Here is a 22,179-nt window from a genome sequence, read left to right as displayed (position 1 = left end):
GAATTTACATAACAACAGGGGGGAAACTAAATGGCAGGAGCAGCAAATGCGGGTGAGGTACGGGCTAGGCTCGTCCTCGATAACTCGCAGTTTAGACAAGGGGTACAACAAGCCCGAAACGATATGCGAGGGTTAGGACAAGGTGCTACATCAACAGCGCAAGGTATGTCGCAGTTAGCTACAGCTAGTGCCGTAGTAGGTACGACAATGGTAGCGGCTATCGGCGCAAGTGTCGGAGCAGCAGCGAACTTTGAGCAAGGTATGGCTCGTGTAAAGGCGATTAGTAATGCGACAGATTCAGAGTTCAAGCTACTATCTGATACAGCTAAACAACTGGGGGCTAGCACTCAATTTAGTGCGACACAGGCAGCCGAAGGTCTTTCCTTCTTATCAATGGCGGGATTCAAGGCGAAAGATTCCGTAGCGGCATTACCCGCAGTACTTAACTTAGCGGCAGCGGGACAACTGGATTTAGGACGAAGTGCGGATATCGTTTCCAATATCATGACTGGGTTCGGAATCTCGGCGAATGATACAGGACACGCCGTAGACGTACTTACAAAAACAATGACAAGCGCAAACACCGACTTACCAATGTTAGGTGACGCTATGAAGTACGTAGCGCCAGTAGCAGCAAGTTTAGGTATTTCGATGGAAGATACGGCGACAGCAGTAGCGAAGATGTCCGACGCAGGTATTCAAGGTTCGATGGCAGGTACAGCGTTACTACAGTTAAATAGCCCAGTAGGTGCAGCAGAGAAAGAGTTCGAAAAGCTAGGTCTTAGCGTTAAAGATGCGAACGGAAATATGCTTCCGTTACCCGAGATTATAGGGCGAGTAAACGAAAAGACAAAGGACATGACGGACTCACAAAAGACAGCTACAGCAGCCCACTTAGTAGGTACAGAGGCAGCGAGTGGATTCGTAGCCTTATTAAAAGTCGGCGAAGAGGGCTTACGTGAGTACTCGAAAGGTTTAGAAAACAGCGCAGGCACAGCCGAACGAGTAGCGAAAATTCAGCAAGACACTTTAAAAGGTGCGTGGACAGAGCTTACGAGTGCCGCAGAAGGTTTAGCTATCGGAATCGGTGAGAAAATGCTACCAGCATTTACTAGTTTAGTAAAGGGTGCTACTAGTTTCGTAGATGTACTAGCAAAATTAGACCCGCAAATGGTAAGCGCAGGTTTAGCCGCAGCGGGCACGGCAGCAGGTGTAGCGTTGTTTGCGGTAGGTGTTACTAAAGCTATTACGGCGGTACGTGCGCTTAGTGTGGCTCTAATAAGTAACCCAGCTACAGCATGGATTGCGGGTATCTCAGTAGCAGTAGGTGCGTTAACGGGTGTTCTCGTTGGTGTAAAAAAGGAAACCGAAGAGTTTAAAGAGGTATCTTTCGATACTTATAAATCGCTAGACCAACAGAGCGAAGGGTTAAAAAGTACGGCAGACGAGTATGACAATCTTCGAAGTAAGGTGAATCTAAGCAACGAAGAGCTTTTAAAATACCGCAGCTTACAGCAGGACTTAGAACGTGCAACAGACCCAAGAGCTAAACAAGAAATCCAACAGGCACTAGATGCGCTTATACAAAAGAGCGGTGCAAATAACGACCAAATTCAAAAGACTATCGAACTTTCGGATAAGGTTATAGAACAAGCACCGGGGACAGCTCGCTCGTTCAACGATAGAGGGCAAGCCATTGCTACAAGTACAGAGGCTGCACGCCAGTATGTAGAGGAGTTAAACAAGGCGAAAGAAGCAGAGTTAGAGCTACAGAAAGCTAATGCTATGAAAAATCTACATAAAGACTTAACAACGTACAAGGATTCGATAAAGACAGTAAATGACCTTATCGACGATACACCAAACAAAGTTAAAAAAGTAGAAGAGGCGCAATCTAACCTTGCTACTCGTGAGGAAGTCTTGGCAAAGGTGCGACAGAACGGGTCAGAAAGACAGATAGCGTTACAGCAGCAAATCGTAGATAAAGCCAAAGATCAGCTAAATACATCTAAGCAAGAGCTACAAGAACACAAGGCGAAAATCTACTCGAAACAAGCAGAAGTAAGCTTAGCGGAACAAGCGTTACAAAAGGGGAACGCATCATTCGACCAAATTTCAGCTATTAAAATGGCGCAAGCGGGCATTAACTACGAAAAGGGTAAGGAAATCGAAGCAATCGACGCAGCTATTGCGGGAGAGCAAGAAAAGATTAACAAACTCAACGAAGTTAAGAGTGCGAATGGTGGTTTAAGTGAAGAGCAACAAAAGCAGTTAGACGCAGCTAACCAAAATGTAAGCAAGTATGGAGAGTTAAAGGGCGCTATCGAACAAAATAAAAGCGAACAAGAAAACTTCAATATGACAGTACGTGATGGTAAGCGAGAGGCGGGCGAACTACAAGAGGTTTTAGATAAACCTGTTGATAAAAAGGTTAATGCGGAGACTGAAGGTGCTAAAGAAGAGGTCAGCATCTTAGACCGACTCGCAGAGCTAGAGAAAACGAAAAAGGTTAACGCTGATACGTCGGCAGCCGACGGGAAGATAGATAATACGAATGCGAAGGCGGAAGAGGGTAAGACGAAGCCGCTAGACCTTAACCCAACGTTAGCTAACGCTAAGATTATCGACACAAACCTAAAGGCGCAAGAGAAGAAAGTTAAGCCTATCGACGGAAACCCGACGCTAGCAAACGCTAAAATACAACAAACTAACAGAGATATAGAGACGGGCAAGGTTAAGCCAATTCTCGGCAATCCTATCGACGCTTTCGCTAAGATTAACGAGACAAACAGGAAGGCGGAAGAGAAGAAAACTAAACCAATTCTAGGCGACAACTCAAATGCGCTCGGAAAGATTTCAGAAGCGGACTATAAAGCGCTGGAAAAGAAAGTAAAGGAAGTAGATGCGGAAACAGGCGGCGCAATGTCTAAGGTACTAGAGCTAAGTCGTCAAGCATCGAAATCGGAAGAGAAAAACGTATTCGTTAAGGTATGGGAATCCGTATTCGGCAGTAAAGACAAGCGACATAATGGCGGTACTGTAAACTCTATTAGACCTAAGTATCATAATGGAGGTTCACCTGTCGCACAACGTCCTAACCGTCCGAAATTCGATGAAGTAGACGTACGATTACTCAAAAACGAAATGGTATTAACACAAGCGCAGCAAGCGAATCTATTCAACATGATTCGAACGTTCAACGGTGGTAAGGCTATGAGCGCAATTAAGGAGCAAAGCCAAATCGAAGGCGGCGGAACTACTATCAGTAACCACTTCGAAATTAACGGAATGCAAGTTCGAGAGGAAGCCGATGTACAAAGAATCGCAGAGGAATTGGCGAGATTACAGCGCCAAAAACAACGAGCAAGGGGGATTTAACGAGAAGCGAAAGTGAGGGTGTAGCGTATTTGTTGCACTCTCTTTTTTTCGTTGGATACATGAAAGAAAAAATATTAAATTTATGCCCATTTCGCAAATTGCGAAACATTATAATTAAAAGGGAACAAAAAAGAAAGAGGGATTATATGAACTTTCAAGAAGCACCTACCATATTAACTGAAAACGAAAAGAATAGTCTACGGAATTTACTTATCGAATGGGAGAGTATTAAAAGGGCTGTAAATGTTATATCTAACGGCAATGAGCCTGCATTATTCAAGGAAGATGAGCCTGTACATTCAATTAATGAGTTGTATAATCGAATTAAGAATGAAGTAGGAGTGCAGATGAAGGTTAGGAAGACGATAAATATGAATAAAGGGGTGGGAACGGCTCTGGACGACTTTGCAAATAGGTATCGTGTACATAAACAAGACGTCATTGAACTTGCGTTATTTGATTTTTTTGAGAAATATGGTGCAGATTATAATGATCTTAGAGGGAGAGTGAATAAAAATGAGTAATATTAGTGCGAGAGTAATGGGGCAACCCGCAGACCGAAAAAGTATAACGTTATCAGTAACGATTGATGGTAAAGAGCAGCCAGCATGGATACTTCAAAATGGAAAGATTTTTCCTGGGAATTTATCGAGTTATCAAAATGAAATAATAGATGCAATTACAAAAGATAATAGGGAGATTAAGAGGTTACTTACGGAATTTTGTTTAACAAGAATGTGAGCTATAGCTAAATAAATTCAAATGCGCTCTTCGTAGTCTGCGCAAAACGACGTAGAGCGCAGAATAAAAGCGAAGGCGTGGACTTAGTATCTACACCTCTTTTTTATGCCTATGAACGAGAAGGTTACGCCGAGAAATGCACTACAAGGCGATTAGAATTAAGTTAACGTATTAGCGTGCACCTAAATGCGCTCTATACTGTTTTATGCAGAGTACGAAGACTACGAAGAAAGCGAGAGAATGCGCATTATATATAGGATAGAAGAGATTTTTATGCTTGCGTATTAGGTAGACGACAGGCTATAATATCCATATGTAAAGAAGCGAACACCTAAGCGATGGAGTTCGTGTCCTACGTTAAACTTTCGGTAAGAACAAATCGAAACAAGACGGAGGCAAACCGTTGATATTATCATAATCTTCATGCGCCCATAGCTCAGTCGGATAGAGCGGTGGTTTCCGGTACCACGTCTGCCGGGGGTTCGAATCCCTCTGGGCGCGCTTTTAGATTTTTAAATAATTACATGTTTTTTCTTGAAACCTTGGTATAACTGGGCTTATATAATTTTGTAGGAACTATCTATTTCAAATAAACTTATACGTTTAGAAATTTTTTTGCACGATTTTTGCACGTTTTATATAACTGATTGGAATAAATTCAACATAGTTTGATCAACGATTCTAGATTCCTTTTGTTCCATTTCATCTAAGACATGTGAATATGTTTGTAGTGTAATTACAATATCTTTATGGCCAAGTCTTCTTGAAATGTATTTTATATTAACGCCATTGTATAAGAGTATAGATGCGTGTGTATGACGTAATGAATGACATGTTATAGGTTTAACATTGCATTTTGTGCAAATCTTTTTAAGAACTTTGTTTACAGCGTTATTTGTTATGACTTCCATTTGATTATTAATAAAACACAAGTTTTTAGTATTCCTTAAACCTGTTTTCAGAGCATGTTCTTTTTGGTGTTTTTGTAAATCTTTTAACATACTAACTGTTTCCTTATCAATTGTTATTGTACGTACAGATTGATAATTTTTAGTATTACCAAAGTCATTCTTATCACGATAATCCCATGTCTTATTGATTGTAATCGTTCTTTCTTCTAAGTCTACACAGTCCCATGTCATCCCCATTATTTCACCAAATCTTGCCCCTGTGGCTATGGCAAAAAGAATTATATATCTTGAAATGTATTGCGATGTCAAATTTGTGTGTAATTCATCCACTATTTTTTTCATCTCTTCTTGATTGATGAACTTTAATTCTTCTGATTTAGTTTCGTTCTCTCCATGTATAATAGCTTTGTAAGTAGGGTCTCTATGCAAAATTCCATCTTCAATTGCATATTTTATACAGGCTTTAACACAGTTATGTTTTTTCTTGACGGTCATTTTAGCACGTTTTTTAGATAATTCATTTAAAAAGTTTTGATATAAAACTCTATTTAAGTCTTTCATACGGACACCAATAAAATGCTCTTCGACTAATTTTACAGATTGTAAAAGGTTTTTTTCATGCGATAGACTATGTTTTCCTTTTTTATATACCTCAAACCATTCTCTCATGTATTCTGAGAACAATTTATCTTCCGCATTTAAATTATGTCCACGACTTATTTTTTTTTCTAATTCACTGGCCGCAATCGCTGCTTCTTTCTTGGTTGAGAATCCACCCTGTGTTTTTGTTTTGTATTTTCCACCATCTTTATAAGAAACGCGATACCTCCAACCAGTTGCTCTTTTTTCAAAACTTGCCAAGTTTTTCTCCTCCATTCAAAATAAAATTCATTAGAACTTTTGAATGTTTATATGGGTATCTGTAAAGAAATGAACCAGGTAATTTTTATGGTAAAAAGATATTCCTTTTGTCATCCGGATATATTCAAATGCATCTATAACGCAAGATGTTGTAACTTCCAGTTCGTCCGCTATATCCCAAGGTGTTTGGATTCCTTTTTCATAGCAATGTATTAGATTATCAATCGTAACTATTCGAAGGCAACCTAATTTCCTTGCTTGTAATTCTTGCTGACGATCGGTGATAGTTTCTTGTCTAATTATATTACCGATACCTTTCTCATAATGTGCTATTTCCTCACTAACTGTTACATATTTTTCCGCAATGGTTTGATTAAGATTATTATTGATATATATTTCATTACCAACACAAAGTCCACTTAAGCAATTAGGTATTTTATTACTAAAGTTGAAGGTTATTTCTGGGAATTGTGTTATAAGTGTTTCCAACTTGTTCATATCAACACTCCTATTTTCTTTTACTTTTAACAAAATTAATAAATTCCATTACTTCTTGTAATTCGTCTTCACTTAAGTTATCGTCCATGTGAGCTGCGATTACCATATGAGAATCATCCTTTGTTTTCTGAACCTTGTTTACAGGAATAATCCCTGAAACATCATCGTCAGTAATTGATGCCCTGTTCTCGAGTTTTTCAGCTATTGTAAAAAATGTTTGAGGCGATACCTTTAAAGTTTCAGCATATTTACGGATATCAATTTCGTCAAGAGGAATAGTTCTATTTTCGTGCCCGCTAATAGTGAATTGATTGTATCCAGTTGCTACACTTAATTCGAAAATTGATATCTTGTGAAATTCTCTTACATATTTAATTGCTGGACCGATAACGTTTTGGTAATGACCGATACCAATACCTTTTTGTTCATTTTCCCACCCCATTAGAAATGCGGGCGTTGTTTGTAAAATATTAGATATGTCCTCTAATATAGAAGTAGGGAGTTTTTCAATATCTCCCTTTTCATATCTAAATATAGTTGAACGGGAAACGTTTAGTTTATCAGCAACAAAATCGGCACTCAAGCCCAATTCTTTTCTTCTTTTTTTGATTCTTTCACCAACGTTCATTTGTTTCATCTCCTTTAATTTGTATTTTTATTATATATATATCGTTGCATTTTTGCAACAAAATAAATCGCATAAATGCAACTTTTTTATTGACCTTTACTTTTTGTTATTGTATATTAAATTCACGGAATCGCAAAAATGCGACGACAGGAGGTGAAATTAATAATGGTTAATACCCAAAAACTAAAAGGTTTAATAGTAGAAAGAGGGACTACCCAACAAGCCGTTGCAAATGCTATCGGAATGGACAGAAGTACCTTTTATAGGAAGATGAAGAAGGGTGGTGTATTTACTATAGAAGAAGCCGGAAGTATCGCGAAAGAAGTACCCTTGACAATGGAGGAAGCTACAGAAATTTTTTTTGGTAGCTTAGTCGCAAAAACGCTACAATAAAATATAAGGGAGGTTAGTTAAATGGAAAAGAAAAAAACATGGTGGGAAATGAAAGATTTAAAAGAGGCGACAGGGTATAGCTATGGCTGGTTAACGGAAAATATTCTTTATAAACCTTGCTATAAAAGAATCTTAGATATTAATAATGGTGGATTTGTTTATTATCCAGAGTCTAGAGGGAAAAAGTGGTTGTTTATAGCTGATAGAATGCAAGAGTTTCTTGAAAAACATTTTAATCAGATTGTGAGTAAATAAAAGCAAGTTTTACATATATCCATTAGATCAATAAATCTTAAGGAGAGTGAAAATCATGAACGGAGTATTTGTGGCAACAAGAATTATGAAAGGGCATGAAGTAAGAAAAAGATGTGCTGAAGCGAAGAACAGTCCTACACAAATGTTTGTGGAAGACATGCGGAGAAAGCGTCAATTAGAAAAAATGAACCGTAAGGTTTCAGCTCGAAGGGAGGTGAGTTAATTGAAGGAAGTAACAATGGTTTTTAAATCAGGTGCAAAGGTTAGTTTTACAGCTGAACAATTTAAAACATTTAAAAATAATTTTGGTTTTTTATCGGGAATTGAATATGAAGGTGCTATTGGAAAGGCGCCAACTCACATTTGTTCAAGTAATATCGACGCAATATTTGTGGAAGACATTGCTGAAGAGGAATCCATTAAAGAACCGGATCATCCAATTGAAGATTTCTATGGTTGTGAAATTAAGTGGGATGATAAGTATTTTATGTTTGGTCAGTATGCCGTACTTGAAGAAAATTTAGCAGCATACCTAATTGAGCAACAAAATGTTAAATGCTTTCGAGCTGTATAAAAAGGAAAGGGTGATAAAAAGTGTTGGCAAATGATTTGTTTGAAGAAAAACAACATCTAGTGTTTGCTGCGATTAAACAAAGGTTTGGAAGTATGCTAAGAGCCACGCAAATTGCAGAAATGAACAATATGGAGTTGGACGATTTAATTCAAGTTGGTCGTATGCATTTATGGGCTTGTTGTGTGAAATATGATGCAGAGAAGGCGGAAACCTTCAATGCCTATGTTATGAAAGGCATGAAATGGGCAATGAGTGATGAGCTGCATATGAAAGGAACGCCTTTTAAAGTAAGCAGAAAAGTGAGCCATGAGGAAAGAAATCAAATCAATATTCATTCGATTGATTTGCATAAAGATGAAGAAACAGTAAATGAATTTTATGTAGTTTCTCCTATTAATGTGGAAGAAGAAGCACTGTTATCTGTTGAATTTGAAGAGGTTACGAGTGTTCTGGAAGAAAAGGAAAAAGTAATCATTCTGCACGTAGGTGAGGGATATACCGAAAGAGAAATTGCAGTGAAACTTGGGATGGGTAGATCCACATTGAATAAAAAGAAAAATGAAGCATTTCTCAAAATCAATCCTAATTATAAACCGTTAAACTTAAGAACATTTTTCTTAGGAAAGCGAACATGCAAGAAAAACCGCCAGTTGGGGCTGACGGTCTAATAAAAACATAGTTCATGGTCATTATAGCATGAATTGATTTCGTGTAAAGGAGTGGAATACATGATAGTAAATAAACCGCAATTTGATACGGAAAACATTAAAAGTGGTACCGCATATTGGTTAAACAAATATGACTATAGAAGATATTCAGTAATCAGCACGCCTTGCATTATTAAGTCTGTAAAACCATTAAGTATTGTAGTCGGTTTTTATGATGAAAAGCAAAATACATTTTGTGAATCAACGATTGATATAAAAAGTATTGTTGATAAGACATTTGAACTTACTCCAATGATGATAAAGGAGGACAAGCATGAAGAATGGTAAAAAGCCAAACAAACGTGAAAAGATTCATATTCAGTCATTCAATTTAAATCCAGAACATTGGTTGATTTATAAAAAAGTAAATGAGGAATTGCACCTTGTACATCGTTTTACTAGTGCTACTCGTATAATTCCAAATTCATAGATTAGGAGAAACGTAATGGATAAACAATTAGAAGCTAAAACTACGTATCTAGTCAGTGTAGGTAATTTATTTGTTAGTCATCCAAAACCATTAGTAGTAACGAGGTTACCCAAAAGTGCAATGGAATTCGGATATGAAATGTCAAAGCAAGTAGCCAATGATGTTGGTGGAGAAGTAATCCGCAAAACAGTGGAATATGCCAGGGTGGTGGAATTCTAATGGATATTAACGCAATTGAAGAATATGTACAAGCTATGAATTTAGCTTATGCCAGCGGCATTCTAGGTCTTTCATATAACAACAAAGTGCATGTGAATTATCAATTATTAGAAGAGCTTCTAAATGAAGAAGGAGATTTAGAAGTAGTGAAACGCGATTGTGTGGAATATCCTATTCAAGTTAATTTCACAAAAAATAGCTTCACATACTTTGCTGTTTACAATGCAGAGAAATATAAAAATACATTTGGAGGTAATATCGATGAATGCATTACAACAAAATGAATTATTAGAAGTGGACCAATTGCAAGATGCGGAACAACAATTTGAAATTACGGATATCAATCAATTAAATTGGGCATTCCGTAAATTAACAGCTCTTAAAGCAAAGGAAAAGGAAATCAATCAATTAGCAAATGTTGAACGTGATCGCATTGCTGAATGGGAAAAAGGCGAATTAATTTCCGTCCACAATAGTATTACCTTCTTTGAAAGCCATGTTCAACGTTACCACGCGGAACAGCTTGCAGCGGATCCAAAACAGAAAACAATTAGTACGCCTTACGGTAAATCCAAAACTCGTAAGAGTAAGGAAACGCCGGATAAAGGTGATGAAGCATTACTTTTAGATTATGTCATTCAAAATGACCTTGCTGAGTTCATCAAAAATAGTGTGAAATGGGCTGATTTAAAGAAAACATTGAAAATCGTTCAAATCGGTGATGAAAAAGTTGTTGTAGATGAAAATGGACAAATTGTCCCAGGGGTTACGGTTAAACCTGAATCTATTTCTTATAGTGTGGAGGTATAAAGATGTTTCAAGTAACAGAAGCAAAACGCGAAAAGATGAAAGCTGTAATTGGTTTTATCGGTTGTAGTGGTTCTGGTAAAACAGGTAGTTCGTTACTTGTAGCTTTTGGGATGATGCAAGAAGCATATCCTAACTTATCAGAAGAAGAATTGTGGAAGAAGATTGGTGTTATCGATACAGAGCATGAACGCTCAAAACTTCATGTAGGTCTTGTGTATGGAGAAACAAAAATAGGGAACTTCCTTCATATTAATTTCACTCCACCGTACACAACTGAAAGATATAACGAAGCTGTTCGAGTTATGAAGAATGCTGGTGCTGAAGTACTTATCATCGATTCATTATCGCATAACTGGCAAGGTGAAGGTGGCATTATAGAAACACATGGTGAAATGTCTGGTAACTCATTTCAAAACTGGGGCAAGCTTTCATCTGAAACTACTAAATTAATAAAAACGTTAACTCAGAATAATGTTCATATTTTAGCAACTTTACGAACTAAAACTGAGTATGTAGTAGAACCAGATGCAAAAGGGAAAATGGCTCCACGTAAAGTTGGTACTAAGCCGGTACAAAAGGATGAAATGGAATATGAATTCATGCTTAATTTTGTAATCGATATTGACCATATAGCGGATACTTCAAAGGATAATACGCAAATGTTCGAAGGACATCCACAGAAGATTACTGCTGAAGTAGGCCGCAAATTGTACAAATGGCTTGAGTTGGGTGTGGATGTGAAAAGCGAGGAAGAAAAAGAAAGAAATAATCTTATTGCACAAATTAAAGAGATTGCTAGTACGAGTGAAGATGCAACTAAGATGCTATCTGAAATTGAATTTAAAACTAATCAAAAACTTGAAGATTTCAATATGAAATTCTTAAGCGTTGCTTTAGAGAGATTGCAACCATTTAGTAAATCTGGAGAAAAAGCATGACACCAGAGCAACTTATTGAAATTCAAAAAAAGTTAGCAGGTCAATTTATGCAAAAAGTTGATGTTTATCATTATGAAAAATACAGAGGGATTTTAGTTGTAGGTCATGGAGAATCGCTCCATCCGCACAACATCCTTGCTGTAATACCATATTAAAAAAATTGGAGGAATAAATAATGTTTACAGTAGATCATGAACAAGCTAAAGGATTTGAACAAATTAAACCAGGAGAATACGAGGTAACAGTTGTTAATTATGATTTAAAGCAAGCTGAATCAGGAAATAACATGATTGTTGTAGATTATGAAATTCGTAGTGATGTAGACCAGGCATTCCAAGGACAGAAGCTCTTATTTGATAATTTTGTTGTAACTGAAAAATCAATGTGGAGATTACAAGCAATATCTAAGGCAGCAGCATTCCCAACAGGAATGAAGTTTGCTTCTTACAAAGAATGGGCAGATACACTTTTAAATAAACATCTTCGTGTAATTGTAGGTGAACGTGAATACAACGGTAAAAAATATCCGCAAGTAAATGGATTTAAAGAATCGGAAGCATCAGCTCCAAGTACTGGATTTACAGTTTCGGATGAGGATGTTCCGTTCTAAAAGTTAATTAACAAGATTCAAATAGGAGGGAGCTACTAATGGCTCCCTTTTCCAAAGGGAGAAAATCAAATGAGATATAAATTTAATCAAATACCGGCAGAGCTTAAAAACACTCCTCATTGGATCTTATGGCGGTCAGAAGTAAGAAACGGTAAGAAAACAAAAGTTCCTTATCAAATCAATGGGGAAATGGCTCAATCAAATAATAAGCGTAGCTGGTCAACGTTTCCGACAATCATAAAATTCTATGAACAAGGAGATTATGACGGAATTGGATTCATGTTTTCAAAGGATGATCCATTCATTGGGATAGATATTGACCATTGTATTCAGGAAGGTGCTCTTACAAGTTTAGCTGAGGATGTTATTGAAACTGTAAATAGCTACACCGAATACTCACCAAGTGGTGATGGTATCCACATTATTGCAAAAGGGAAGCTGCCATTAAAAGGACCAGGTACAGGGAGGAAAAATGTTGATCTCGGATTGGAAGTATATAGGCATGGAAGGTATTTCACTTTCACCGGTGATTGCTTAGATCAAGTTCCTGTGGAAGATAGAACGGATGAATTAAAAGTTTTATTTGAGAAGTATTTGAAAGAAAAGACAAAGCCTGAAAAGAAACAAAGTGCTACTTCATTTGAACGAGAAGATATTACTAGTCTATCGAATGCAGAATTATGGGAGCGAATGTTTGACAGTAAAAACGGTGCATCCATTAAAGATTTATTCCAGGGCATGTTGATTAACGGTGATCATTCTTCAACTGATATGGCCTTATGTAATCATTTAGCATTCTGGACAGATAAAGATGTTGCAAAGATGGATTCAATGTTTAGAGAGTCCTCCTTACTTCGTGAGAAGTGGGATAAGCCACATTCAAGTGATGGTCGTACATATGGACAAATGACAATTGATACAGCAATTCTTTCAACGCCTTCCACAATAGCTGATTATGAACCGCCGGAAGAGAAAAAGTATGAAGTTTATATATCCGATAACTCAATTGAAGATACTGAGGAAATTATTGATGAAGCACCAAAGTTTCATTTAACTGAGTTAGGAAATGCAGAACGGATTGCATATTATCATGGCGAGAATGTTCGGTATTGTAATGAGTTGGAATGGCTCATATGGAACGGTAAGCATTGGCATGAGGATAGTAAGAGACAGATTGAAGCTATCACGGCTAAAACACTGAGAGCTATATATGGAGAAGCAAAGGCTACAGAAGATAAATATCAATCAAAGTTGCTACATGATTGGGCAAAGAAATGCGAAAGACGGTCCATCCGGATAAATAGCATCTTGGATGTGCGACCGATGGTATCAGTGAAAAAGAAAGAATTAGATGCTCATAACTTCTTATTTAATTGTGATAACGGAGTTATTGATTTAAAGACCGGTGAATTATTACCGCATGATCGTGACTTGTTATTAACAAAGATTTCTCCAATCAAGTATGACAGGAATGCCGAGTGCCCAAACTGGAAAGCTTTCTTAGAAAGTATTTTTAAAACACCTGCAGGTGAACCGGATTATGAACTAATTAACTACCTGCAGAAAGCAATTGGTTATTCATTAACCGGTGTAACGAAAGAGCAAGTAATGTTTTTCTTATTCGGTAATGGTCGTAATGGTAAGTCTACTTTCATTAATATCATTCAAGACCTACTTGGTGATTATGGTAGGCAAACGAACAGTGATACTTTCTTAAAAAAGAGAAATGATTCAGGTATTAATAACGATGTGGCCAGATTAGATGGAGCACGTTTTGTATCAGCTGTCGAGAGTGAAGAAGGGCAACAATTATCTGAAGCCCTGGTTAAACAAATTACCGGTGGTGAGAAAATGTCAGCTCGTTTCTTACGCCAGGAATACTTTGAATTTACACCAGAGTTTAAAGTGTTCTTCACTACCAACCATAAGCCGATTGTAAAAGGTTCGGATGAAGGTATTTGGAGAAGGATTATGCTTATTCCGTTTACTGTAACAATCCCGAAAGACAAGATTGATTATGATCTGCCTGATAAATTAGCAAAAGAAATGCCAGGTGTTTTGCGGTGGGCTGTTGAGGGTTGCATGAAGTGGCAGGCCGAAGGGTTGCGTGCTCCTGAAGCTGTGAAGGCAGCGACTGCAGAATATCGTGAGGACATGGATATATTGGCACCTTTTATTGATGAAAATTGTACAGTGAATCCTTCAGTGAAAATTGAAGCGAAGCTACTATATGAAAATTATACAAAGTGGTGTTTTCAAAATAATGAATTGGATTTAAAGAATCGTGCCTTTTATCGCCAATTAGAAATACGTGGTTTTAAAAAAGAAAAGGGTGCGAAGAATAGAACCTTCATTATTGGCATGACATTAAATAATCACGCTAGTGCAAGTTTATTTTCAACAGACGATAAAAAAGAAGAAAGTAACATAACTCCTATAAATAGGAAAAAGATTTGATGTTGGGTTACTAAAGGGTTACTGAACTTATTTTTTAATAACCCATATAAATGTTGTTATATCAAGGGTTTATAGCCTATGGGTTACTAAGGTTACTGAGTTTCCTATAACAGCCTATAAGAAAATAAATAAATAAAAAAATAATATATATATAGGACTTTAATAGAAAACCGGGTAACTTTAGTAACCCCGATAACCCAAATTGAACTTGAACCCTTGATACGACTGGTTTTGTAGTGGGTTACTGAATAAAAAACTTAGTAACCCTCGATAACCCTTTTAGAAAAAAGAGGTGTAATATGCATCCAAAACAAATATGTGCTGATGTTCAATCAATGGGAGCGAAGCTCGTTCTTGATGGCGAGGACCTATATATTGAGAACCATGAAAAGATTGCTCCTGAAATTGAATCAGTTATTAAAGAATACAAGCTACGGATTATTAAATATTTGCAAGGTAATTATTCGGACCAAGATCATGCGGTAAAACAAACGATAGATAAAATTATTAATTTTTTTATCAGTGTTGAGCAAGACATAAATCTGAAAATAAATGATTGGTTTAATCAGGATGAAGCCGCTGCAAGGTTGGTCATGGAATTAACATTAAACTTTTCGCTTAATGGTTGGTTATATGTAAAAGAATCTGTGGCCAACTATGAAAATAAATTAACGGACGAGCTTTCACAAGAAATATTCAATCGTGCAATGTCGCACTTTAAGAAAGGAGCATGAAGATGAGAGAGATTGAGTTTCGTGCATGGAATGGGGAGAGCTGGATTTATAGCGAGTGTATATCAAAAGATAATGACATTTGGCGGATATTAAATCATGAAGATGATGAATGGTGGGCGTGTTTAGAACCGCAACAATATACAAGCTTGCAAGACGAGAAAGGCAAGGAGATTTATGAAGGGGATATTGTTAAGTTCCATTACAAAAAAGATATTTATAAAATTGGTCCAGTTGTTTGGAATGATTTGTTTGGTTCTTGGGATATTGATTGTCCAGACTTTGTAGCATACAAGTCTCTTGGACAGTTTAAATCAGTTTCTGAAGTCATCGGAAATATATACGAAAACCCAGAGTTATTGGAGCGATAAATATGAGTGCTATACATTATCGATACTCAGAAAAAGAGTTGAAAGAAATCCTGGATACATTAGAAATCATGGTAGATACAAGGGAACAGAAAAACCAACATGTACTTGATTATTTCCGCAAAAAGAATGTTCCATTCAGACTTAGAAAGATTGATACAGCCGATTATTCAGCTGTAATTCCTAAGAATCCTGAAATGGGAATTACACGAGATATTTATTTAAGTGCTGGGGTAGAACGTAAGAATGGTGTAGATGAATTGGTTCAATCGATTAAAGATCGTACAAGATTTGAAAATGAATTGATTCGTGCTGCTAAACATCCATTTGTTCTTCTTGTGGAAGATCTACAAGGCTATCACAAAATATTAAAAGGCGAGTATATAAGCCAATACAAACCAGAAGCATTACTTGGTAGTTTAAAAACATTTGAAGTGCGATATGGATTTTCGACAGTTTTTATTGAGCCAGCTACAACAGGTAATTACATATATCATCATTTCTTATATATGGCTCGTGAGTATCTAAAAAAAGGCGTCATATAAATAATGATTTATTCTCGTGAAAAACAAAAAACGTTTATTAATTAGGGGGATTTATTAATGGCAAAAGTACAACTTAATCAAAAGGAACAACATTATGCAGATACACGTGAAGAGGCGGAGGAAATTATTTCAGCTGCTAAAGAAAATGACAACCTTCAAATGCACAAAATCGCAGAGAAATATAACAAATACGGTCAGTATTTCTTGATTGATTTAACTTTCGCTTATCAAACTCCTAAAGAAGTAATGGAGAGTCGTCCACAAAATGATGATGTTCCAGAAGGACAAATGAGTTTTGAAGAGCCACATGAAGGGGTAGAGTACAGTGTTAAACCCGATGGAACAACGGAAGTTGCTCCTAGTCAGTTGAAAATTGTTGATGAAGAGACGGTGTCTAAATAAATATTTGTCCTGGGCTTCGGCTCAGGATCTGAAAGGATGAGAGACTTATGTATCACTGTGAAAAATGCTTAGAGTGTTTTGAAGATGAAGAAGAATATCTAATTCATTTGCCAGAATGTGAATATTAATTAAAAATCATTGTTTCATATCTTGTCGACATGTTTCGACATAAAAATGACTGTCAGAATCGTAGTAATTTGAAGTTTTATTTCTTTCTTAATACAAATAGGTGTACAAGAGTTAAAACATCTTAGAATCGAAAATAAACGTGTTTTACGAGATTTAGAGTTTTTAAGTAGAAAGGTAGGTAGTTTAAATGGAAAGATATAAAGAAATTTCACTAGCTGATGTGTTCGAGTTAATCCTGAAGGGTGAAATCAGTAATATCTATTACCAAAATGGAAATAAAGAACTTTCAAAAGCGGATGGATCTAGTTGGTTCTTTAAAACAATTGCAAAATACAAGTTCTTCAAGCGTGAGGTGATTGAATGACTTATTTACAACAAATTAATGAAATAGCATCTAAATTACCTTTACCAATTCTACAAGATATCAATAATCGCATAAGAGATTGGATCGTAAGTGGTGGAGAAGAAAACGATGAATATATTGGTCAGCAATTACGATTTGCTCAAAACTATTTGAAAGTGCATGGTGATAGCAATGAATAATCATAAGAAAAAGAAATTAAAGAAACGTCTTGCTAAACGTGCAAAAGTCGTTGATAAATACCAAACTAATAAAGCATGGAGAAACATCTTCGTAAAAGCTGGTATTGTGAATTAGATTGTGGAAGGTCCAAAGAAAGTAGGTGAATCATCATTTGTTTGACTGGCTGAAAGACTATCAGAAATTAGAAGAAGATATTTCATTATTAGAGTATAACTTGGATAGAACAAAAGCTGAATTGAAACGCTGGATCAGTGGTGATTTACAAGATGTACGTTTAACTGCTGAATCAGAGGGTGCTAAGGTTGAAAAACGTCTTGAAGTAATCGAGCTTAACTTAGCATATAAGATGAACGAAATGCATAATTTATTGAAGTTGATTAGTGAATTTAAAGGATTAGAAAACAAGGTTGTAAAAATGAAGTATGTGGACGGAATGACATTAGAAGAAATAGCTGAGGATATGAATTATAGTTCTAGTTATATCTATAAGAAACATGCTGAGATTGTAAGGAGGATAAAGTTTGCTGAAAAACTTGCACTTTACTGACACCCAGCTTTATGAATGTTAACTCTTGAAAATATCGATTATAGTAATAACATAAGAAATTGACGAAAGGGCAACTGGTGCACGGTTGCTCTTTTATTATAGTTTATTGTAGGAATGTACGTTCTATGCATGCTATAATTATATAGGATAATAATTCCAAAAATAATTGTAGAAAGGATTGTTGCATAGGTGAGTAATTTAGATCAAACTATTAAAACATTCAAAGCATATTTGGGTGAAGATGCTGAGGAAAGAATGTTACGAGGGAAGTTTAAGGAGTTTGACTCAGTTTTCCACAAGATGTATGTAGAGTTAAATGAGACAGAGAAAAACTCTTTTAAGACTGACTGGATTACGGATACGAAGTTTGTAGAAATTGAAGGTGTTAAGCTGGAATTACATCTTAATAAAGAAACAAATGTAATTGAAGTTAGTAAGAAAGATAACTCAGGCTCTTCTAAATTAGATGAAATCATCTTACAAGAAAATGAATTGTATTGCACAGGACGTGGAGTGACTTTCACAGAAGATGTATTCAATGAGTATTTAAAAGAAGTCTTTGTAGAAATACTAGGTTAATAAGTTATAAGTAGTTGCTAGAAGCATTCCTTATGGAGTGCTTTTTATTATATGAAAATTACATAGGTGGTGTTAAGTAAATGATTACTGAAATTAGAAAAACAATATCAGGTACAGAGTATTGGGATAATGAAAAGAAAAAGACTCTATTTGTACCAACTGGTGAAGAACCAGGATTCGAAGTGACTGTTAATCCAGAGAGTATGATCCTTGGTATGGACTTATCAAGTGAACCTGATAAAACAGCAATCAATTTAAATGGTATGACAGTGAAACAATTACATGAGTATGCTGCATCGATTAATGTTGAGATTCCAGCTGATGTTAAAAAGAAAGAAGACATCATTGAATTGCTATCATGAAGTACTGTGCTGAACAAGGCTGCAAGACATTAATCGATAAAGGACGGTACTGTTTAAATCATAAGCGCAAACAAAAGAAGACAGTCGTTTATTCGAAGAACAGATCATTCTATCGTACAAAAGCATGGGAAGATTTAAAGTCATTCTGTTATGAACGAGACAAAGGTTTGTGTCAACGATGTGGGAAGTTTGTCTTTGGTAAGCGAGCACACCATCATCATATTGTTCCAATTAAAATCAATCCTTCATTGAGATTAGAAGCAACTAATATCATGACACTATGTTCTAAATGTCATCCAATTGTAGAAAAAGAAACAAATGCAAAATATGAAAAGAAGAAAAAGTTTGATTGGAAATTATAAGCCCCCCTATCAAAAAAGTTGACTTTATCCATCTGGGGGGATAGGGAGTGGGGGTGCAAACGCGCACCTCAAATTGATTTTTTGAAAAAAATTCGTTTTTTTAGGTGGTGATTTAAGGAATGGCCAGAAAATCGAAGGTCGTAATTGAAGCTGAAAAGAAAAAAGAATTAGAAGCGCAGCGTATTATGAATGTTTTGGTTGAAGCCGGAACTTATTCGCCAGCGCTTGATCCATTGATTGAAGTTTATCTTGATGCAGTTGAGATATACAGCGTCAAATATGGGTTGTGGAAGAATTCCAACTTTCCAACAGTCCAAAAAACAAAGAATGTAAATGGTGATGTGAAGGAATCAAAGCATCCGTTAGCTCAACAAGTAGAAGTTTGGTCCAAACAAAAAGCGAAGTATTTGGGGCAATTAGGACTGGACGGAAAGAACAAAGATTTAATTAAAAAAAGTGGGGTTCTTCTCGAAAAAGGAAAAGCAGAGAAAGAGTCCATTGAGCCTACTGATACCAACAAGTTATTGCAGTTTAGGCAAAGGATGAACCGATGATTGATTCTGAAACAAATTATGCTGATATATTCGTTTCGGAAGTAGATGCAGCCCCACACTTATATCCTGATTCTATTAAGTTAGCAATCAAACGATATAAGAAATGGAAGAAACGAAAAGATATTTGGTTCGATGTTGAAAAAGCAAATGCAATGATTTATTTCACAGAAACATTCTTAAAACATGCAAAAGGAAAATGGGCAGGGCAGCCATTAATTTTAGAATCCTGGCAAAAGTTTTACTTTGCTAACATCTATGGATGGCAAAAATATAATGAAGATGGTAAAGCGGTGCGAGTGATTCGTACGGCTTATTTGCAGGTTCCAAAGAAAAACGGGAAAACAATTATGGGCGGTTCACCAGTCATTTATGCGATGTACGGAGAAGGTGTAAAAGGCGCTGATTGTTATATTTCCGCTAATACTTTTGAACAATGTCAAAATGCAGCTGGGCCAATTGCTTTAACGATTGAAAATAGTCCTGATTTACGTCCGGATACGCGTATCTATAAAGGTAAAGAGGATACTATAAAGTCAATAAAATACACATTTGTGGAAGAAGATATTAAATATGCAAATGTAATCAAGGTTCTTACAAAAGATAATGCTGGTAACGAAGGTAAAAACCCGTATATCAATTATTTTGATGAAGTTCATGCTCAAATGGACCGTGAACAATACGATAACTTACGTTCAGCCCAAATAGCTCAAGAAGAACCACTCAATATCATCACTTCCACAGCAGGGAAAAATACCGGTTCGCTCGGAACACAAATTTATACCTATGCAAAAGAAGTTTTAAAAGATGATAAAGATGATTCTTGGTTCATGATGATCTATAAGCCGAACAAAAAGTTCGATTGGACAGACCGTGATGTTTGGCGGATGGTTAATCCGAATATGGATGTATCAGTTAACATGGAGTTTCTTGAAAATGCATTTAAAGAAGCTCAAAATAATAGCTTTAATAAGGCGGAGTTCTTATCAAAGCATTTGGATGTTTTCGTTAACTATGCAGAGACTTATTTTGATAAGGACCAATTGGATAAAATGCTCGTGGATTATTTAAAAGATGTGGAAGGGTTAACTTGTGTTATTGGTGTGGACTTATCAAGGCGTACCGATTTAACTTGTGTATCGATAAACATCCCTACATACGATGATGATGGTCATGCGATTTTAAACGTTAAGCAAATGTATTTTATTCCGGAGTTTGGTATTGAAGACAAAGAGCAGCAAAGGAATGTTCCATACCGATCATTAGCTGAAAAAGGATTCGTTACAATTTGCCCTGGGAAAACAGTTGATGAAGAAATGGTAAATCAATATGTGGAATGGGTATTTGAGAACTTTGATTTACGTCAAATAAACTATGATCCAGCCCTCGCTGAAAAACTTGTTGAAAAGTGGGAAATGCTTGGTATTCAATGTGTCGAAGTTCCGCAATATCCAACTCATATGAATGAACCGTTTGATGACTTTGAAATTTTATTGCTCCAGGACCGAATTAAAACGGATAATCCTTTACTTATTTTTTGTGCAAGCAATGCGAAAATAATAACAAACATAAATAATTTAAAAACACCATCAAAACGTAAATCACCGGAGCACATCGATGGGTTTGTGGCCATGTTAATTGGTCATAAAGAAACATTGAATATGATGGAAGATGCTATTCCAGATGAAGATTACGATGAATATTTAGATGATATTTATAGATAGAGATAAATTGGTATGCTCTATTGTATATTCTTTGCTATGATGTAGTAAAGGAGATGATATAAATGTATTTGCTTAATATTCTTTATGCTAAGTCTACTGGAAATTGGTTTGATATTTTTTTTGATCAGTCTACTGGAAATTTTCAATGGGCAAGTATAGCCGCAATTGTGGCTTTTATAGCAGCACTAATAAACATATTCAACGGTTATAAAACAAATAAGTCTAATTTTAAGGCGAATATAGTCGCTAAATCGAGAATTGAATGGATTCAAGAGGTTAGAAAGAAAAGTGTAGATTTTATGTCTGCATGCTATAATTTGTTCGATTATATTGAAGCTCATGGTGATGGTATATTATATAGTGAGGAAAGAGAAAAAGAGTTTATCGGATTAAAAAATGAAATCGAGAAAAATGGAACGTTATTAATTCTTTATTTTGGTCCTAACGTGGACGGGAATAAGAATAACGACCTTATTGTTTATTTAATCAGTAGTCTCCTTAGGTCGATAAAAGATAAAGATATAAATAATGATTTGTATAGTCTTACAGAGCTTGATGATAAAGTTCTGGTGTTAGGGGACTTTTTAAGGATTTATTTTAAAGCTGAATGGAAGAGGTCTAATGGGGAGATAAAAGATTCTGAAATTCAATGGTATCTTGAGCAGCAAGGGTTGTATGTGAAAATTATGGGAATCTTTGAAGATGAAATAGAAAATGAAAAAGAGCGAGTTGAAGCCAAATATCGTTTAGTAGAAGAGAAATATAGAACTAAAACGTCCTAAGCATGACGATAAACGGCTTCTTTTTTATATCTGAAAGACCAACTATGAAAAGTCAAGGGGACATTTTCAAAAAATATTGCTAGAGGATTTTGAAAATAAATCCACTGGATTCGATAGGAAGTGGCTAAACGTCTTCATAAAGT

The 22,179-nt window shown here is 36.1% G+C and carries 34 protein-coding genes and 1 tRNA gene; 32 read left to right on the top strand and 3 right to left on the bottom strand.

The annotated features are described in order from the left end of the window. Positions 1 to 30 precede the first annotated feature (30 nt). From MR168_RS12100 to MR168_RS12085, 4 genes are all read left to right on the top strand, one after another. On the top strand, positions 31 to 3,378 hold the full coding sequence (locus MR168_RS12100) for a phage tail tape measure protein (protein WP_242291293.1): 3,348 nt from the start codon (positions 31 to 33) through the stop codon (positions 3,376 to 3,378). A 146-nt stretch (positions 3,379 to 3,524) separates the two neighbouring features. Further along, positions 3,525 to 3,902, top strand: a complete 378-nt coding sequence (locus MR168_RS12095) for a hypothetical protein (protein ID WP_086412832.1) — start codon at positions 3,525 to 3,527, stop codon at positions 3,900 to 3,902. Next, positions 3,895 to 4,119 (top strand): hypothetical protein, encoded by a 225-nt coding sequence (locus MR168_RS12090; RefSeq protein WP_086412833.1) that lies wholly within the window; start codon positions 3,895 to 3,897, stop codon positions 4,117 to 4,119. The genes MR168_RS12095 and MR168_RS12090 overlap by 8 nt, the downstream gene beginning before the upstream one ends. A gap of 425 nt (positions 4,120 to 4,544) precedes the next feature. After that, positions 4,545 to 4,620 (top strand) — tRNA-Arg (locus MR168_RS12085). A gap of 134 nt (positions 4,621 to 4,754) precedes the next feature. Here MR168_RS12085 and MR168_RS12080 read toward each other — a convergent pair. Genes MR168_RS12080 through MR168_RS12070 form a run of 3 tightly spaced genes read right to left on the bottom strand, consistent with a single transcriptional unit; the run spans position 4,755 to position 7,017 of the window. Continuing rightward, complete coding sequence (locus MR168_RS12080; protein WP_242291292.1) at positions 4,755 to 5,891, bottom strand: site-specific integrase; 1,137 nt, start codon at positions 5,889 to 5,891, stop codon at positions 4,755 to 4,757. Between the two features lie 30 nt (positions 5,892 to 5,921). Continuing rightward, entirely contained in the window at positions 5,922 to 6,389 is a 468-nt protein-coding gene (locus tag MR168_RS12075; RefSeq protein WP_242291291.1) for a hypothetical protein, read from the bottom strand. Positions 6,390 to 6,399: 10 nt separating this feature from the next. Next, positions 6,400 to 7,017, bottom strand: a complete 618-nt coding sequence (locus MR168_RS12070) for a helix-turn-helix domain-containing protein (RefSeq protein ID WP_242291290.1) — start codon at positions 7,015 to 7,017, stop codon at positions 6,400 to 6,402. A gap of 165 nt (positions 7,018 to 7,182) precedes the next feature. Here MR168_RS12070 and MR168_RS12065 point away from each other — a divergent pair, with 165 nt between their 5' ends. The 28 genes from MR168_RS12065 (at position 7,183) to MR168_RS11930 (ending at position 22,036) form a co-directional block, all read left to right on the top strand. Continuing rightward, entirely contained in the window at positions 7,183 to 7,410 is a 228-nt protein-coding gene (locus MR168_RS12065; protein ID WP_153602626.1) for a sigma-54-dependent transcriptional regulator family protein, read from the top strand. Positions 7,411 to 7,431: 21 nt separating this feature from the next. After that, positions 7,432 to 7,665, top strand: coding sequence for a DUF771 domain-containing protein (locus tag MR168_RS12060; protein WP_153602627.1), 234 nt, complete (start codon positions 7,432 to 7,434; stop codon positions 7,663 to 7,665). 55 nt (positions 7,666 to 7,720) lie between these two features. Beyond that, positions 7,721 to 7,888, top strand: coding sequence for a hypothetical protein (locus MR168_RS12055; protein WP_242291289.1), 168 nt, complete (start codon positions 7,721 to 7,723; stop codon positions 7,886 to 7,888). Then, positions 7,889 to 8,239, top strand: a complete 351-nt coding sequence (locus tag MR168_RS12050) for a YqaI family protein (protein ID WP_153602628.1) — start codon at positions 7,889 to 7,891, stop codon at positions 8,237 to 8,239. A gap of 20 nt (positions 8,240 to 8,259) precedes the next feature. Next, positions 8,260 to 8,907 carry a sigma-70 family RNA polymerase sigma factor gene (locus tag MR168_RS12045; RefSeq protein ID WP_242291288.1) on the top strand — a complete coding sequence of 216 codons (648 nt, stop codon included), beginning with the start codon at positions 8,260 to 8,262 and terminating at the stop codon, positions 8,905 to 8,907. A gap of 60 nt (positions 8,908 to 8,967) precedes the next feature. After that, positions 8,968 to 9,234 carry a hypothetical protein gene (locus MR168_RS12040; protein ID WP_242291287.1) on the top strand — a complete coding sequence of 89 codons (267 nt, stop codon included), beginning with the start codon at positions 8,968 to 8,970 and terminating at the stop codon, positions 9,232 to 9,234. Next, on the top strand, positions 9,221 to 9,376 hold the full coding sequence (locus MR168_RS12035; protein ID WP_242291286.1) for a DUF6906 family protein: 156 nt from the start codon (positions 9,221 to 9,223) through the stop codon (positions 9,374 to 9,376). Before MR168_RS12040 ends, MR168_RS12035 begins: the two co-directional genes overlap by 14 nt. A 15-nt stretch (positions 9,377 to 9,391) precedes the next feature. After that, a complete protein-coding gene (locus MR168_RS12030) occupies positions 9,392 to 9,595 on the top strand; it encodes a hypothetical protein (protein ID WP_242291285.1) in 204 nt (67 codons plus the stop codon). Continuing rightward, positions 9,595 to 9,879, top strand: coding sequence for a hypothetical protein (locus tag MR168_RS12025; RefSeq protein ID WP_242291284.1), 285 nt, complete (start codon positions 9,595 to 9,597; stop codon positions 9,877 to 9,879). Before MR168_RS12030 ends, MR168_RS12025 begins: the two co-directional genes overlap by 1 nt. After that, entirely contained in the window at positions 9,857 to 10,405 is a 549-nt protein-coding gene (locus MR168_RS12020) for a host-nuclease inhibitor Gam family protein (protein ID WP_242291283.1), read from the top strand. The genes MR168_RS12025 and MR168_RS12020 overlap by 23 nt, the downstream gene beginning before the upstream one ends. 2 nt (positions 10,406 to 10,407) lie before the next feature. Next, positions 10,408 to 11,343 carry a DEAD/DEAH box helicase family protein gene (locus MR168_RS12015; RefSeq protein ID WP_242291282.1) on the top strand — a complete coding sequence of 312 codons (936 nt, stop codon included), beginning with the start codon at positions 10,408 to 10,410 and terminating at the stop codon, positions 11,341 to 11,343. Then, positions 11,340 to 11,498 (top strand): hypothetical protein, encoded by a 159-nt coding sequence (locus MR168_RS12010; RefSeq protein WP_242291281.1) that lies wholly within the window; start codon positions 11,340 to 11,342, stop codon positions 11,496 to 11,498. Before MR168_RS12015 ends, MR168_RS12010 begins: the two co-directional genes overlap by 4 nt. 20 nt (positions 11,499 to 11,518) lie before the next feature. Further along, positions 11,519 to 11,953 carry a DUF669 domain-containing protein gene (locus MR168_RS12005; protein ID WP_242291280.1) on the top strand — a complete coding sequence of 145 codons (435 nt, stop codon included), beginning with the start codon at positions 11,519 to 11,521 and terminating at the stop codon, positions 11,951 to 11,953. Between the two features lie 69 nt (positions 11,954 to 12,022). After that, a complete protein-coding gene (locus tag MR168_RS12000) occupies positions 12,023 to 14,410 on the top strand; it encodes a phage/plasmid primase, P4 family (RefSeq protein WP_242291279.1) in 2,388 nt (795 codons plus the stop codon). A 299-nt stretch (positions 14,411 to 14,709) separates the two neighbouring features. Next, positions 14,710 to 15,144, top strand: a complete 435-nt coding sequence (locus MR168_RS11995) for a hypothetical protein (RefSeq protein ID WP_242291278.1) — start codon at positions 14,710 to 14,712, stop codon at positions 15,142 to 15,144. A 2-nt stretch (positions 15,145 to 15,146) separates the two neighbouring features. Then, positions 15,147 to 15,512 (top strand): YopX family protein, encoded by a 366-nt coding sequence (locus MR168_RS11990; RefSeq protein WP_242291277.1) that lies wholly within the window; start codon positions 15,147 to 15,149, stop codon positions 15,510 to 15,512. Positions 15,513 to 15,514: 2 nt separating this feature from the next. Next, the gene (locus MR168_RS11985; RefSeq protein ID WP_242291276.1) at positions 15,515 to 16,054 is read left to right on the top strand and encodes an ERCC4 domain-containing protein; all 540 of its coding nucleotides are present in this window, start codon (positions 15,515 to 15,517) and stop codon (positions 16,052 to 16,054) included. A gap of 57 nt (positions 16,055 to 16,111) precedes the next feature. Beyond that, positions 16,112 to 16,456, top strand: coding sequence for an organic solvent tolerance protein OstA (locus tag MR168_RS11980; RefSeq protein WP_242291275.1), 345 nt, complete (start codon positions 16,112 to 16,114; stop codon positions 16,454 to 16,456). Between the two features lie 316 nt (positions 16,457 to 16,772). Beyond that, positions 16,773 to 16,949, top strand: a complete 177-nt coding sequence (locus tag MR168_RS11975) for a hypothetical protein (protein WP_242291274.1) — start codon at positions 16,773 to 16,775, stop codon at positions 16,947 to 16,949. Continuing rightward, positions 16,946 to 17,128 carry a DUF6877 family protein gene (locus MR168_RS11970; protein WP_242291273.1) on the top strand — a complete coding sequence of 61 codons (183 nt, stop codon included), beginning with the start codon at positions 16,946 to 16,948 and terminating at the stop codon, positions 17,126 to 17,128. The genes MR168_RS11975 and MR168_RS11970 overlap by 4 nt, the downstream gene beginning before the upstream one ends. Further along, a complete protein-coding gene (locus MR168_RS11965; protein ID WP_242291272.1) occupies positions 17,121 to 17,243 on the top strand; it encodes a DUF3983 domain-containing protein in 123 nt (40 codons plus the stop codon). The genes MR168_RS11970 and MR168_RS11965 overlap by 8 nt, the downstream gene beginning before the upstream one ends. A 37-nt stretch (positions 17,244 to 17,280) precedes the next feature. Continuing rightward, on the top strand, positions 17,281 to 17,676 hold the full coding sequence (locus MR168_RS11960; RefSeq protein ID WP_098179465.1) for an ECF-type sigma factor: 396 nt from the start codon (positions 17,281 to 17,283) through the stop codon (positions 17,674 to 17,676). Between the two features lie 189 nt (positions 17,677 to 17,865). Further along, the gene (locus MR168_RS11955) at positions 17,866 to 18,255 is read left to right on the top strand and encodes a DUF3942 family protein (RefSeq protein ID WP_242291271.1); all 390 of its coding nucleotides are present in this window, start codon (positions 17,866 to 17,868) and stop codon (positions 18,253 to 18,255) included. A gap of 80 nt (positions 18,256 to 18,335) precedes the next feature. Beyond that, entirely contained in the window at positions 18,336 to 18,617 is a 282-nt protein-coding gene (locus MR168_RS11950; protein WP_098953744.1) for a hypothetical protein, read from the top strand. Further along, positions 18,614 to 18,979: an HNH endonuclease gene (locus MR168_RS11945; RefSeq protein ID WP_242291270.1), complete on the top strand. Its 366-nt coding sequence runs from the start codon at positions 18,614 to 18,616 to the stop codon at positions 18,977 to 18,979. The genes MR168_RS11950 and MR168_RS11945 overlap by 4 nt, the downstream gene beginning before the upstream one ends. Before the next feature lie 119 nt (positions 18,980 to 19,098). Beyond that, complete coding sequence (locus MR168_RS11940; RefSeq protein WP_242291269.1) at positions 19,099 to 19,533, top strand: P27 family phage terminase small subunit; 435 nt, start codon at positions 19,099 to 19,101, stop codon at positions 19,531 to 19,533. Further along, positions 19,530 to 21,254 carry a terminase large subunit gene (locus tag MR168_RS11935; RefSeq protein ID WP_242291268.1) on the top strand — a complete coding sequence of 575 codons (1,725 nt, stop codon included), beginning with the start codon at positions 19,530 to 19,532 and terminating at the stop codon, positions 21,252 to 21,254. Before MR168_RS11940 ends, MR168_RS11935 begins: the two co-directional genes overlap by 4 nt. 62 nt (positions 21,255 to 21,316) lie before the next feature. After that, positions 21,317 to 22,036 (top strand): hypothetical protein, encoded by a 720-nt coding sequence (locus tag MR168_RS11930; protein ID WP_242291267.1) that lies wholly within the window; start codon positions 21,317 to 21,319, stop codon positions 22,034 to 22,036. The last annotated feature ends 143 nt before the right edge of the window (positions 22,037 to 22,179 follow it).

Origin of the sequence: Bacillus cereus group sp. BfR-BA-01356 (assembly GCF_022663635.1) — a bacterium.
Taxonomy (GTDB): domain Bacteria; phylum Bacillota; class Bacilli; order Bacillales; family Bacillaceae_G; genus Bacillus_A; species Bacillus_A cereus.
This window is presented reverse-complemented; position numbering and strand designations above follow the sequence as displayed.

Bases quoted from the DNA above. Each gene is read 5' to 3' on its own strand.
- MR168_RS12100 (WP_242291293.1), top strand. From the start codon at position 31: ATGGCAGGAGCAGCAAATGCGGGTGAGGTACGGGCTAGGCTCGTCCTC.
- MR168_RS12095 (WP_086412832.1), top strand. From the start codon at position 3,525: ATGAACTTTCAAGAAGCACCTACCATATTAACTGAAAACGAAAAGAAT.
- MR168_RS12090 (WP_086412833.1), top strand. From the start codon at position 3,895: ATGAGTAATATTAGTGCGAGAGTAATGGGGCAACCCGCAGACCGAAAA.
- MR168_RS12075 (WP_242291291.1), bottom strand. From the start codon at position 6,389: ATGAACAAGTTGGAAACACTTATAACACAATTCCCAGAAATAACCTTC.
- MR168_RS12070 (WP_242291290.1), bottom strand. From the start codon at position 7,017: ATGAACGTTGGTGAAAGAATCAAAAAAAGAAGAAAAGAATTGGGCTTG.
- MR168_RS12065 (WP_153602626.1), top strand. From the start codon at position 7,183: ATGGTTAATACCCAAAAACTAAAAGGTTTAATAGTAGAAAGAGGGACT.
- MR168_RS12060 (WP_153602627.1), top strand. From the start codon at position 7,432: ATGGAAAAGAAAAAAACATGGTGGGAAATGAAAGATTTAAAAGAGGCG.
- MR168_RS12055 (WP_242291289.1), top strand. From the start codon at position 7,721: ATGAACGGAGTATTTGTGGCAACAAGAATTATGAAAGGGCATGAAGTA.
- MR168_RS12040 (WP_242291287.1), top strand. From the start codon at position 8,968: ATGATAGTAAATAAACCGCAATTTGATACGGAAAACATTAAAAGTGGT.
- MR168_RS12035 (WP_242291286.1), top strand. From the start codon at position 9,221: ATGAAGAATGGTAAAAAGCCAAACAAACGTGAAAAGATTCATATTCAG.
- MR168_RS12030 (WP_242291285.1), top strand. From the start codon at position 9,392: ATGGATAAACAATTAGAAGCTAAAACTACGTATCTAGTCAGTGTAGGT.
- MR168_RS12025 (WP_242291284.1), top strand. From the start codon at position 9,595: ATGGATATTAACGCAATTGAAGAATATGTACAAGCTATGAATTTAGCT.
- MR168_RS12020 (WP_242291283.1), top strand. From the start codon at position 9,857: ATGAATGCATTACAACAAAATGAATTATTAGAAGTGGACCAATTGCAA.
- MR168_RS12015 (WP_242291282.1), top strand. From the start codon at position 10,408: ATGTTTCAAGTAACAGAAGCAAAACGCGAAAAGATGAAAGCTGTAATT.
- MR168_RS12010 (WP_242291281.1), top strand. From the start codon at position 11,340: ATGACACCAGAGCAACTTATTGAAATTCAAAAAAAGTTAGCAGGTCAA.
- MR168_RS12005 (WP_242291280.1), top strand. From the start codon at position 11,519: ATGTTTACAGTAGATCATGAACAAGCTAAAGGATTTGAACAAATTAAA.
- MR168_RS12000 (WP_242291279.1), top strand. From the start codon at position 12,023: ATGAGATATAAATTTAATCAAATACCGGCAGAGCTTAAAAACACTCCT.
- MR168_RS11995 (WP_242291278.1), top strand. From the start codon at position 14,710: ATGCATCCAAAACAAATATGTGCTGATGTTCAATCAATGGGAGCGAAG.
- MR168_RS11990 (WP_242291277.1), top strand. From the start codon at position 15,147: ATGAGAGAGATTGAGTTTCGTGCATGGAATGGGGAGAGCTGGATTTAT.
- MR168_RS11985 (WP_242291276.1), top strand. From the start codon at position 15,515: ATGAGTGCTATACATTATCGATACTCAGAAAAAGAGTTGAAAGAAATC.
- MR168_RS11980 (WP_242291275.1), top strand. From the start codon at position 16,112: ATGGCAAAAGTACAACTTAATCAAAAGGAACAACATTATGCAGATACA.
- MR168_RS11975 (WP_242291274.1), top strand. From the start codon at position 16,773: ATGGAAAGATATAAAGAAATTTCACTAGCTGATGTGTTCGAGTTAATC.
- MR168_RS11970 (WP_242291273.1), top strand. From the start codon at position 16,946: ATGACTTATTTACAACAAATTAATGAAATAGCATCTAAATTACCTTTA.
- MR168_RS11965 (WP_242291272.1), top strand. From the start codon at position 17,121: ATGAATAATCATAAGAAAAAGAAATTAAAGAAACGTCTTGCTAAACGT.
- MR168_RS11950 (WP_098953744.1), top strand. From the start codon at position 18,336: ATGATTACTGAAATTAGAAAAACAATATCAGGTACAGAGTATTGGGAT.
- MR168_RS11945 (WP_242291270.1), top strand. From the start codon at position 18,614: ATGAAGTACTGTGCTGAACAAGGCTGCAAGACATTAATCGATAAAGGA.
- MR168_RS11940 (WP_242291269.1), top strand. From the start codon at position 19,099: ATGGCCAGAAAATCGAAGGTCGTAATTGAAGCTGAAAAGAAAAAAGAA.
- MR168_RS11935 (WP_242291268.1), top strand. From the start codon at position 19,530: ATGATTGATTCTGAAACAAATTATGCTGATATATTCGTTTCGGAAGTA.
- MR168_RS11930 (WP_242291267.1), top strand. From the start codon at position 21,317: ATGTATTTGCTTAATATTCTTTATGCTAAGTCTACTGGAAATTGGTTT.